The sequence below is a fragment of the Corticicoccus populi genome (genome assembly GCF_042686195.1).
Classification (GTDB): Bacteria; Bacillota; Bacilli; order Staphylococcales; family Salinicoccaceae; genus Corticicoccus; species Corticicoccus populi.
In genome coordinates this window covers 121209-132696 of record NZ_JBHUOQ010000004.1, presented here as the reverse complement: position 1 = coordinate 132696, position 11488 = coordinate 121209, and the positions used below count along the sequence as shown (strand labels likewise).

Sequence of the window (11488 nt, the reverse complement as noted above, 5' to 3'; positions counted from 1 at the left end):
ATAATACCAGTTTCCTGAGATAAGTAAAAACAGGATACAAAAAGGCCGCTGTCCTTACGGATAGCGGCCGGAATGAATATTTAGTCGAAGATAGTATACTCTTCTCCGATACTGTCAACATCGTCACCTAAGCTGAGTTCTGTGATTGCACGTGTGTTACTGCCGATACGTTCAAGACTTCCGATAAGATCAACGTATATCAAACCGCCGTCTGTTGAACATATACCTTTATTCATACGTTTCACGTGTTGTTTTCTCAACTTGCTTTCAATTTTATGTGACTTCTGAGTCATACGTAAAATTTCTTCAAGCTCCTGAGGGTTATAGATATCAATTGCTTCAACAGATTTTCTGTATGATTTTTCTACATGATTAAAGAAATCTGTAAGTCCTTCTTCTGCTGCCTCGGAAAGTGAGATATTTTTTTCGAATCTGTTATGGTTCAGTTCTGTAAAGTGAACAACCTGCAGGCTGACTTTTGACAGGATACGGTTAATCTCAAGAAGCGTTGTCTGACGGATATTATCTTCTTCAGCAGGTGTTGTATATTTAGAAATCTCCTGAAGGTATTTGCGTATGCTGTCCTGAAGTGCATCAACAACCGCAGCTTTCTCGGAAACCTGTTTCAACACTTTTGGATCCTGTGTATTTCTGTATTTTTGAGCATCCTCAAACATACTTAATGTCAGTGTACCAAGGTTTTGAATTTCTTTTTGAGCAGCCTGCAGAGAAAGTGAAGCAGACTGTTTTAATAATGAAGGCTCTAAATGCGAAGCTTTAAAGTCTTCAGAGAAATCCTTGCCTGGAATTATTTTAGTAACAATCCATGCTAAAAATCCGATTAAAGGAATGTGGATCAAAGTGTTAATCACATTATATGAACCGTGTGCAAAGGCGATAGTCATCCGTCCGTTTAAATCAAATACATTTTCAAGATAGCCTACATACATTATGAAGATTGGAAGAATAATCATAAATATTGTGGCACCGATAATGTTAAAGGTGACGTGGACTGCTGCTGCACGTTTCGCAGCAATTGTACCTGCAAGTGAAGCGAGTACCGCTGTAATCGTTGTACCGACATTATCTCCAAGCAGGATAGGCAGTGCACCTTGCAAGTCAATCAGGTCATTCACATAAAAGTTCTGTAGAATGGCGATTGTAGCACTTGAACTTTGTACAATGACAGTCAGGATTGTACCGACACCGAAACCAAGGAACGGATTATCCGACATTGAAAGCATTAGGTTTGAGAAAGTATCCAGTTCCGCAAGCGGTCCGACACCGTCTCCCATAAGTTCCAAGCCGTAGAATAAAGCACCAAATCCAAAGAGAACCCTTCCGATGTTGGTTACTTTTGGTGATTTAAAGAAAAATATAAGTAAAGCCCCGAGAGCCAGGATAGGCAGTGAATATGCACCGATATCCAATCCAATGATGAATGCCGTAATCGTTGTACCGATATTGGCACCCATTATTACACCGATTGCCTGTTTCAGCGTCATAAATCCGGCTGATACTAAACCGATTGTAATTGCAGTTGTTCCGGAACTGCTTTGAATAAGAACAGTAATCATAATACCGGCTAGTATTCCGAGCAGCGGGTTAGATGTCATTTTGTTTAATATTTCGCGAAGTCGATCTCCGGCAGCGGCCTGTAAGCCGTCTCCCATTTGTTTAATTCCATACAGGAATATACCGAGTCCACCCAAAAATGTGAAAATCACTTCCATCGGGCTTAATTCCATTGTAATACCTCCACTGGCACCACGGCACCATTAATTAATAGTTTATTAAGTAATCTACAGATTACGTAAATATATTATAAACACTCATGGTACAAATTGCATCAGGATAAATAAATTAACCCTTTATTTTTTTAAAGACACAGAATATATAATATATTTATTCGACAATTTTAAGTGAATATGAGAAACTGGAAGATATTTAGTATATGAAAAAGATAACCTAAAGGAGGGTTATTAGGGTGACTGTAGTATTATTTGATGTAGACGGTGTGTTTCTGAGTGAGGAAAGATGTTTTGATGTCTCGGCGCTTAGTATACATGAGTTATTGTTTAATCCGAGGTACTTGAATCTAACTCAGGAGAAATTCAGTATAGACTGTACTGATAAAGAAATTTCAGAAATCCGGCGGAAAGTGTTTCTGGATGATGAAATTCTTGCGTCATTTAAAAAAATCGGCCTGAATTCCAATTGGGATATGCTGTTTATCACATTCTCAGTTGTATATATTAACATTTTGAAGGATGCAGGTATTAATCTCGAGACGATTAAACTTGAAGATTTATACGGGACAGGCGAAATGCTCGGACATGTAGAAGCGGACTATGACCGCGTATCTGAATTTCTGTCATCAAAAGCGCATTCAAAAGACACGATTTATAAAGAACTTGAAAATTATGCTGTGGAAGTTTTAAATGTTTCGAATACAGATCCATTTAAACTCTACGGTCCAATCTGGCAGCTCGGCCAGCACGTTTATCAGGAATGGTATCTCGGCAGTGACGCAGTAAGAGGTACAGATGATTTTCAGGTTGAAGAAGGTAAGCCGGGTTATTTGAATGATGAGGTGTGGATTGAAAGTCCTTCTGACATTAAAAAAATGCTCGACAGACTTTTGGATAACGGCTGCACGATTGGAATTGCAACGGGACGCTCGAGAAATGAAACGCTGATTCCGTTTGAAGCAGAGAATGTACTTTCATATTTTGATGATTCCCGCATATCTACAGCAACCGAAGTGCAGAAAGCTGAAAAAAATAATGAATCGGATGCGACACTTTCAAAACCTCATCCATTCAGTTATTTATGGTCGTTATATGCACATGAGGATACAAAGTATCAGGATGCTGTTGAAGGACGGAATGTATATGATGAATCCGAGGTATATGTAGTAGGGGATTCAATCGCTGACTTTTACTGCTCGGATAAAATGAATGTGAAGTTTATTGCGACATTAACAGGATTGACGGGAAGTGAGATTATACCTGATTTTCAATCACTTGGTGTGGCTGCTGAAAATATGGCGGATACAGTTCTTGATGTTCCGGATATTATATTAAATGGCAAGTAAATATTAAAGGGCTGGTGCAGTGCACCAGCCCTTTAATATTTTAAGTTGTGGATAAATCGACCTGACGGAGCAGATTGAATCCTTTAATAGTCTTCAGCTCTTCCATTGTTTCATCACTAACCGATGAATCGAGGGAGAGGGATAATAATGCTTCGCCGCCTTCTGTGGAGCGGCCGAGCTGCATGCTTGCAATATTGACATCATTTTTACCGAGTGTATAGCCGAGGTCTCCAATAATTCCCGGTCTGTCGATGTGGTTGATAATGAGTATATGCTCACTCGGTTTGATATCGACCTGATAATCATTGATTTTAACAATTCTTTCACCGTAGCCGTCGAGTACACTGGCACCGAGAGTGAGTGATTCTTCACTGTTCGTTAATTCGACTTCAAGGTAGTTATTGTATCCGTGTGCCTTGCCGCCCTTATGGACTTTATATGTCACATCCTGCTCCTGGAGATAATACATAGCGTTAATGATATTGACGCTTTCTCCAAAATGGGGTCTGAGCAGGCTTGCAACAAATGACCGTGACAGGATGCTCGTGTCATCCAGTGCAATATCACCGTGGTACTTTACTTTGATCTCGGACGGCGGACGGTTAAGCATCTGTATGCCGACAGCACCCATATGACTTGCGATATTTAAGTAAGGTTTTAGTTCTTTATTAACACTTTCACTGATTTTAGGTGCGTTGACAGCATGACGAATCGTGTTGTTTTCAAGAATATCGATAATTTCCCGGGAAACACTTACAGCCACTTTTTCCTGTGCTTCAACTGTAGAGGCACCGAGATGTGGAGTTACTACGACTTTCGGATGGCTGAGGAGCGCAGTGTTTGTCGGCGGCTCTTCAGTGAATACATCAAGTGCAGCACCGCCTGCGGTACCATTGTCGAGGGCAGTTAACAGCGCTTCCTCATCTATGATTCCACCCCTCGCAACATTAATCAGTTGAACGCCGGGTTTTGCCTTTTCAAAAAATGATGTACCGACAATGCCGCGTGTCTGAGGAGTCAGAGGTGTGTGGACGGTAATAAAATCAGCCACTTCCGCAATCTCTTCAACTTCCAGCTTTTCAATGTCGGCTTCATTGGCTTTTTCATCGGACAGGTACGGATCAAAAGCAACGATTTTCATGCCAAAACTTTTTGCACGCCGTGCAACACCAAAACCGATTTTACCAACGCCGATAATACCGAGCGTTTTACCGTACATTTCGATCCCTTTATGTGCACCGCGGTTCCATGTACCGTCAGATAATTCTTTATGTGCACGTGGAATATTGCGGGTTAAAGAGAGCATCATTGCCAGCGTATGTTCTGTTGCGGAAATGGTATTTCCTTCAGGTGCATTGACAACAATAACGCCGTATTTTGTCGCAGCATTGATATCAATATTGTCGACACCGACACCTGCGCGCGCAATTACTCTGAGTTGTCGTGCGTGCCGGATGATTTCTTCTGTAATGGTAGTCTGACTCCGTACGATTAATGCGTGGTACTCATGAACAATTTCCAGAATCTCTGAATCATTTAAACCTGTATTAATATCTACATCATAATTTGGGTGGTTCAATAACTCTTTAATACCATCTTCACTGATTGGATCGAGAACAAGTACTTTATAACTCATTATAATAAACCTCCTGAGCAGCACTGAGTGCTTTGCCGTTGTAATTTTTGCCGCGTGATTTTGTAATAATGTGCTCAAGAGCGGCAAGCACTGTCAGCATATCATTCGGGAACATATACCCCATGTGACCGATTCTTAAAATTTTGCCTTTCAGGTGTTTCTGTCCGCCGGCAATCGTTATATTGTAGTTATTTTCCAATGATGTTTTAATAGTTGAAAGCTCTTCAGTACTGCTTTTGAACGCTGTAACGGTAGGCGATGCATATTGATCTTCGACAAGGAGTTCAAGGTCGAGGGCTTTTAAGCCTGCACGGAGCATATCACGCATCAGTACATGTCTCGCATACACTTTTTCATAGCCTTCAGCTTCAAACATTTCAAGTACTTCATCAAGTCCCTGTATAAGGGATACTGCAGGTGTAAACGGAGTCGAGCCGTCTTCAAGTGCGTCAAAATACTTGTTGATGTCAAGGTAGAATCTTGAGAGCGGGTTTTCTTTTGCTTTTAGGCGGGCTGCATCATTCATCGCGACGAATGCAAGACCCGGCGGAAGCATCAGTGCTTTCTGGCTGCCGGTAATCAATGCGTCTATTTTTGAAGACTGCATATCAAATTTCATACCGCCGACAATACTGACACCGTCCACTACAAATAATGTACTGCTGTGATAATCTTTAACGATATCTCCAAGTGCCTGCAGCGGATGGACAACTGCTGTAGATGTTTCGCATGCCTGTGAAAAGACAACTTTCACATTTTCAATACCGTTTAAGAAAGATTTAAAAGATTCAACATCAGCCGCTTCTCCCCAAGGTACTTCAAACACATGGACATTAAACGGATAGGTCTTTGCGATGGATTTAAAACGTTCGCCGAATGCACCGCTTGAAATAATAACGATGTCTTCAGAGTCTTTTACAAGATTGACCATCGCTGTTTCAAGTGAGCTTGTGCCGCTGGATGAAAGAACAGCGACATTCTGATCTGTACCAAATAAAGGCTTAATTCTGCCCTGTACACTCTCCATTAATTTTTTAAATGCGCCGGAACGATGACCAATCATTCCGCCCGCCATTCGTTGATTGACTCTTCCCGGTATAGGGGTTGGTCCTGGTGTCAGTAACAAGTTCTCCTGCATGATAACGCCTCCTTGTAATAATGCTCCTAATGATATCAAATTATTCAGTATTTTCAATTGTTATGAACATAAAAACGAGATAAAAGTGTAATTATACTAAATGAAAACCTTTTCTAGTTATCTTTGCCGTCTTTTAAGATGTTATCAACGAGTGAATGTGCTTCCTGGTAGATGTCCCGGTAGGAGCGGCCGTCCAGTTTATGAGTAATGTCATCGAGGTTTTGGAATGTAATCTCCTTTTCAAGTGCTTTATAAATCTGCTGGTCTTTATCCGGTGCATCTTTTTTTAAAGGCATCAGTAAAATCAGGGACCAGTTCTGAAGACGGATGTAATAATCAAAGACATCATAAAGTTTCCTGAAGTCATCTGTACCGTCATATGATTTTGTATGTACTTTAGTTGTCATGACATCTGTATCTGCAAAAAATGCTTTTCGTGTTGCAGGGGAGTGGATGTTCTGTCGGTTTAATTCAAACTGGCCGATACCGATTGCATGAAAATCTTTCGCATTCAGTGAGTCTTCAATTTGATGTTTTTCAAAATATTCTTTTCTGTATTCAATTGAATGGCTGGTGGAATATCTTCTGGCAAGGTCTTTAACAAGGGAGCTTTTCCCTGCATTCGGCGGTCCAATGACAAGTACATTCTGCACAAAGAAGCGTCTGAACGGACGTGTGACATAGTCCCAGTTTAACAGTGCGTCTTTCCGTATATTTGTCCCGCTGATTTTAAGTTCCTGACGGTCGACGAGTGTTACTTTAGTATCGACTTCGGGCCATTCATCATTAAAAAAAGTTTCGAGCGGTTCAATATATTCTGTTTCCCCGACGTAATATGTGATGCTTTTTATTTCTCTTGGCAATGAAGCAACGGATGAAGAGACAGAGGATGTTAACATTTGGAGCCAGGGAATCCAGCCGTCGGGATATCTTGGGATATTTGTTTCGTCCAGTTTAACGACAGTGACGTTATTATCGTCTTTTAGCAGCTGGCGCATTGCCTTCACCCGGTGCTCAAGATTCATACCATACTCATCCCCGCGGTCTCCGTCATAACCGCTGACAATGACAAGCGCATGACGATTTTCCCGCTTTGCCCGGATAATCTGCTCAAAGTGACCGACATGACATGGTGCAAAAGTCCCGAAATATATTCCTAAATCTCTCATAAATTTATCTCCCTATTTGTTGTAGTCTCTTTACTTTACCTTACATTTACCCCTTAACCAATGATTAAGTCTGTCCTTTTATGATAGAATGATGTATCGATAAAATTGGATAGTGAGGAAAATATGCATGTTTAGATGGGTCAATATACTTAAAGGCTTTTTAATGGGTGTCTGTGAATTGATACCCGGTGTGAGCAGCGGTACAATGGCGCTGCTCTTAGGAATTTATGATCAGTTTCTCGGTGCAATCAGCCGTCTTCTGACAAAGGATTTCAAGAAAGCGGTAGTATTTTTGATACCGATTGTTTTAGGTATGGGTCTCGCAATTATCAGTATGACATCATTAATGGATTTCCTGCTGCAGAATCACACTGTTCCAACGCATTTCTTTTTCCTTGGGATGGTCCTCGGGGTAGTCCCGATGATGCTCAGGTTGTCTAATGTTAAGTCAGAATTCACACTGCTCCATTATATTCTCGTGGTACTGTCATTGTTATTAGTGTACTTCCTTTCGGTCATACAGGACCCTGATGCTGCAGCCAATGCAGAAATCAGTTTAAGCCAGATGCTTTTCCTGTATTTTGCAGGAACAATCGGTGCAGGAATTATGCTTCTTCCGGGTATTTCAGGCTCACTTGTGATGTTAATTCTCGGAGCATACCCGACAATTATTTATTCCATCAGTGAGTTCACTTCGTTTAACTTTAGTGTGACACCGCTTTTAATCGCAACAGGTCTTGGGATACTGACAGGTATTCTTGGTGCGAGTAAGGTGATCTCTTATTTCCTGCGCAACTATACGTATTTAATGTACGCAGCGATTATCGGACTGCTGCTTGGGTCAGTCTTTCCTATATTTCCGGGACTTCCTTCCGGTGGGGCGGAATGGAGTGTGTCGGTCATAACATTCCTGTCAGGTTTGTTAATCAGTCTGTATATGGGGATGGAAAAGAGAAACGGACGTCAATCAAAAAAGTCATGATTCATTAAGAACCATGACGCCGGTATTAAATATTCACATAGATTAAATATACAAAATGGGACAGTGCAGCTGCTGCAGTGATTACACTGAGAATAATCATGAGTTTTGAACCCCGGACGAGGATATAAGTGACGGCTAATAAAAATGATACAGCTGCTAAAATTACGCGGAGGCTGACAAGCTGCACGAAATCTGTACTGCCGTAGGTTCCGAGTTCGATAATACTCCATAAATTGATTATAATTAGGATAGACAAGATTAAATTACGCATATAAATCACCTTCTTTCCACCGATTATAGCAGATTTATATTTGATAATGAGGAGAAAACTATGTACAAGCAATTACATTTAACCGATGAAGAACATAATGAATTTGTAGAAAACCATCCGAACGGAGACCTGCTTCAGCTCACAGACTGGGCTGAGTCTAAAAAACTGACACACTGGTATTACCGCCGTTTTGCGGTAGGGGATGATGATGGCAATATAAAAGGTGCAGCGGTGCTGTTGTTCAAAAAGCTGCCGAAAGTGAATTTTACATTGTGCTATATTTCCCGGGGGTTTGTATGTGACTACCATGATGAACTGCTCGTGCAGAAAATGCTCGATGAAGCGGTTGAAACTGCCCGGAAGGAAAAATCCTACACGATTAAAATTGATCCCGATCTGCCGCTTGAAAAACACAGAGAGACAATTGAATATTTAAAGCGTCTCGGCTTTAAGCACCGGGGGCTTCTGGACGGTATGAGCAAAGAAAATATACAGCCGCGTCAGACAATGGTGACAGAGATTGATAAAACAGATGATGAACTTCTTAAAAGCTTTGAGCGCAATAACAGGACAAAGGTTAGAAATGCTGTAAGAAGAGGGACTGAAGTGGTGAAGTCTTCCATGGACAATCTGCCGGTATTTGTGGATTTGATGAAAGAAACCGGAGAACGCGACGGCTTTTTAACACGGGATATCACATATTTTGAATCAATGTATAAACATTTGAATCCAAACGGACATATGGAATTGTTTCTGGTGAAGTTAGTTCCGGAGCGTGTCGAGTCTTCAATTAATGAGGATCTTGAGAAACTGGATAAAGAAATTTCAAAGGCTGATAAAAAGAAAGAAAGTGCCAAAAAAGAAAATCAGATGAAGGACCTCTCGAAACGCCGTCAGAAGCTCGAGAAACAACTGGCTGAAGCATCAGAGATAAAAGATAAGCATCCAGACGGTCTGGTGCTCTCAGGTGCATTGTATGCACAGTCCGGTCATAAATCCTATTATCTTTACGGTGCTTCATCAAATGAGTACCGTGACTTCCTGCCGAATCATAACATGCAGTTTGAAATGATGAAGTACGCGCGCGAAAATGGTGCGAAAACATATGACTTCGGCGGTGTCAGTGTCAATCCGGATAAAGACTCGGCTCATTTCGGTTTATGGCAGTTTAAGAAAGTCTGGGGAACAGAAGTTTCTGAGAAAATCGGTGAGTTTGATTATGTGCTTAACCGTCCGGTATATACACTCGCAGAAGTAGGTGTTCCGGCAGTTCAGAAAGGTAAAGTGAAACTTAACCAGCTTTTAAAAGGAAAAAGAAAATAAAAATCAGGCACTGTATTTGTATAAAGAGTCCCCGTGATTATCTAAATCGCGGGGATTCTTTTATTGTGCACAGACATAAAAAAGAGCCCGGAGGCTCTTTAAATCATATATGACGGCAGAAAGGCAGTAATGATGATGAATATCAATGACAAAATACCCAGTATCAGCAGTGTACAGGCAAGTGTATTGTGAAGCCGGGAATTTTCATATAAATTCGGCCCGATTTTCAATGCACGTATGCTTACAACGACTGAAAACAGTGCAATAGCAGTCCATATATAGTTGTTGAAGAAAATCAGTCTGTGATTAACGACTGCATTGGTGAAGGACATCACTAACATGAGAATGAGTAAAATTAGTATTACACGTCTCAAGTACCTCTCCCCGTTTCTTTAAATAGTGAGCAGCATAATGATTAATGTCGCTGATAATAATAAAGTAAAAGCATAAATCAGAAGGAGGGACTTACGATCTCCTTTAGTTTCTTTGAACCCTGCAATTTCAATTGATATAAAAGTACAAAGTCCAAGTGCAAATATGATGAGTGCATCCGGGTTAGGCGTGTTTATACTCTGAAGTGTCAGCATCAATAAAAACGAAACACCTGAAAGGAGTCTCAAAATATCGAGTACTCGGTGGCGCATGACGGCCACAGTGGAAATCCCAATCACCAGATAAATCATTAACATTAATATTAATAATATCATACGGTACGCTTCCTTTTCTTATAAAATTGAAAAATGAAAAATGTTGAAAGGACAGTCATGACAGCGCCGAAGAAGAACGGCAGTCCAACCGTAATTACAAATAATAAATTAAATAGAACGGGTCCTGCAATCCTTCCGAGACTGTCCATGGAGTATGTCGTTGCTGTCATTCGTCCCATTTCAAAATGACCGGCCTCTTTTGTGATTTCAGAGGTAACCAGTGTTTTAACCATGGCATTGCCGACCATCAATAAAACAATACATATACCTGCATAGAACAAGCTTCCCATAAACGGGAGCATGATGAATGCAATAAATGTAAAAATCTGTCCGAGAATCATGACGGGCTTCTCCTGTCCGTCATTAAGCTTCCGGATGACACCGCCCTGAATCAGTGCGTTAAACAACCCGCCGATGAAAAATAAAATACCCATCTGTGCCGGTGTAATGCTGATTTTATCTATCGCAAGAAGCTGGAAAGTACTTTCCATTCCGCTGACTGCAAACATCAGCACAAATGTTGTCACAAGGAGAATGCCGACCGGTTTAATGAAATACTCACTCGGCATGACAATTTCTTTGCGTGTTTCCGTGTCCGGCTTGAATGTTTCACGGACTTTGAAAATACTGAAAAGGAGTGCTCCTAAAATGACGAGTGTGGTCATGTAATATGCAAAACTCAAACTGATTTCAGCAAGCAGCCCGCCGACACCCGGCCCGAATATAAAGCCCATGCCAATCGACATGCCGATCAGTCCCATATACTTCGTCCGGTCTTCCCGTGAAGTAATATCAGCGACCATACTCGTTGTCGCAGTATAAAGTGCACCGGAAGCAGCGCCCCCGAACAAACGGCTGATATATAATATCCATAAATGATCTATAAAAATACCGAATACTAAAAAACTCATCGCGAAAACAAGCAGTCCGTAAAGTAATACAGGACGTCTGCCGAAGCGGTCGATTAAGCGTCCGAAAAACGGCGCAGTAAGAAAGCTTGCAAGAGAATAAACTGCAAGCAGCCATCCCATATGTGTAGTTGAGACACCGAGGTCTGTAACAAGCTGGGGGATGACGGGAATGATCATGCTGAACCCGAAGTAAATCAGGAATTGAATCACCATGATGAATGTTATCATTCTTTTCATATGTTATTGCACATCCT

At 41.1% G+C, this 11488-nt stretch carries 11 protein-coding genes; 3 read left to right on the top strand and 8 right to left on the bottom strand.

The annotated features are described in order from the left end of the window. Positions 1-80: 80 nt before the first annotated feature. Positions 81-1748 carry a Na/Pi cotransporter family protein gene (locus tag ACFSX4_RS10405; protein ID WP_377774315.1) on the bottom strand — a complete coding sequence of 556 codons (1668 nt, stop codon included), beginning with the start codon at positions 1746-1748 and terminating at the stop codon, positions 81-83. Positions 1749-1987: 239 nt separating this feature from the next. Here ACFSX4_RS10405 and ACFSX4_RS10400 point away from each other — a divergent pair, with 239 nt between their 5' ends. Beyond that, on the top strand, positions 1988-3097 hold the full coding sequence (locus tag ACFSX4_RS10400; RefSeq protein WP_377774313.1) for an HAD family hydrolase: 1110 nt from the start codon (positions 1988-1990) through the stop codon (positions 3095-3097). Positions 3098-3137: 40 nt separating this feature from the next. Here ACFSX4_RS10400 and serA read toward each other — a convergent pair whose 3' ends face one another. From serA to ACFSX4_RS10385, 3 genes are all read right to left on the bottom strand, one after another. Further along, positions 3138-4733: a phosphoglycerate dehydrogenase gene (gene serA, locus ACFSX4_RS10395; RefSeq protein WP_377774311.1), complete on the bottom strand. Its 1596-nt coding sequence runs from the start codon at positions 4731-4733 to the stop codon at positions 3138-3140. Next, positions 4723-5871 (bottom strand): pyridoxal-phosphate-dependent aminotransferase family protein, encoded by a 1149-nt coding sequence (locus ACFSX4_RS10390; protein ID WP_377774309.1) that lies wholly within the window; start codon positions 5869-5871, stop codon positions 4723-4725. The genes serA and ACFSX4_RS10390 overlap by 11 nt, the downstream gene beginning before the upstream one ends. A gap of 113 nt (positions 5872-5984) precedes the next feature. Next, on the bottom strand, positions 5985-7040 hold the full coding sequence (locus ACFSX4_RS10385) for an AAA family ATPase (RefSeq protein ID WP_377774307.1): 1056 nt from the start codon (positions 7038-7040) through the stop codon (positions 5985-5987). A gap of 127 nt (positions 7041-7167) precedes the next feature. Between ACFSX4_RS10385 and ACFSX4_RS10380 the strand changes: the two genes are divergently transcribed. After that, positions 7168-8022 (top strand): DUF368 domain-containing protein, encoded by an 855-nt coding sequence (locus tag ACFSX4_RS10380; RefSeq protein ID WP_377774305.1) that lies wholly within the window; start codon positions 7168-7170, stop codon positions 8020-8022. 25 nt (positions 8023-8047) lie between these two features. Here ACFSX4_RS10380 and ACFSX4_RS10375 read toward each other — a convergent pair whose 3' ends face one another. Continuing rightward, complete coding sequence (locus ACFSX4_RS10375) at positions 8048-8293, bottom strand: hypothetical protein (protein ID WP_377774303.1); 246 nt, start codon at positions 8291-8293, stop codon at positions 8048-8050. 60 nt (positions 8294-8353) lie between these two features. On the opposite strand from ACFSX4_RS10375, the gene ACFSX4_RS10370 reads away from it, so the two are divergent. Next, positions 8354-9616: a lipid II:glycine glycyltransferase FemX gene (locus tag ACFSX4_RS10370; RefSeq protein ID WP_377774301.1), complete on the top strand. Its 1263-nt coding sequence runs from the start codon at positions 8354-8356 to the stop codon at positions 9614-9616. Positions 9617-9714: 98 nt separating this feature from the next. On the opposite strand, the gene ACFSX4_RS10365 is transcribed toward ACFSX4_RS10370, so the two are convergent. From ACFSX4_RS10365 to ACFSX4_RS10355, 3 genes are read right to left on the bottom strand one after another with little or no spacing between them, the layout of a single operon-like run. Beyond that, a complete protein-coding gene (locus tag ACFSX4_RS10365) occupies positions 9715-9990 on the bottom strand; it encodes a hypothetical protein (RefSeq protein WP_377774299.1) in 276 nt (91 codons plus the stop codon). An 18-nt stretch (positions 9991-10008) separates the two neighbouring features. Beyond that, positions 10009-10323 (bottom strand): membrane stabilizing protein MspA, encoded by a 315-nt coding sequence (gene mspA / locus ACFSX4_RS10360; RefSeq protein WP_377774297.1) that lies wholly within the window; start codon positions 10321-10323, stop codon positions 10009-10011. Further along, positions 10320-11471 (bottom strand): MFS transporter, encoded by a 1152-nt coding sequence (locus ACFSX4_RS10355; RefSeq protein ID WP_377774295.1) that lies wholly within the window; start codon positions 11469-11471, stop codon positions 10320-10322. Before ACFSX4_RS10355 ends, mspA begins: the two co-directional genes overlap by 4 nt. Between the last annotated feature and the right edge of the window lie 17 nt (positions 11472-11488).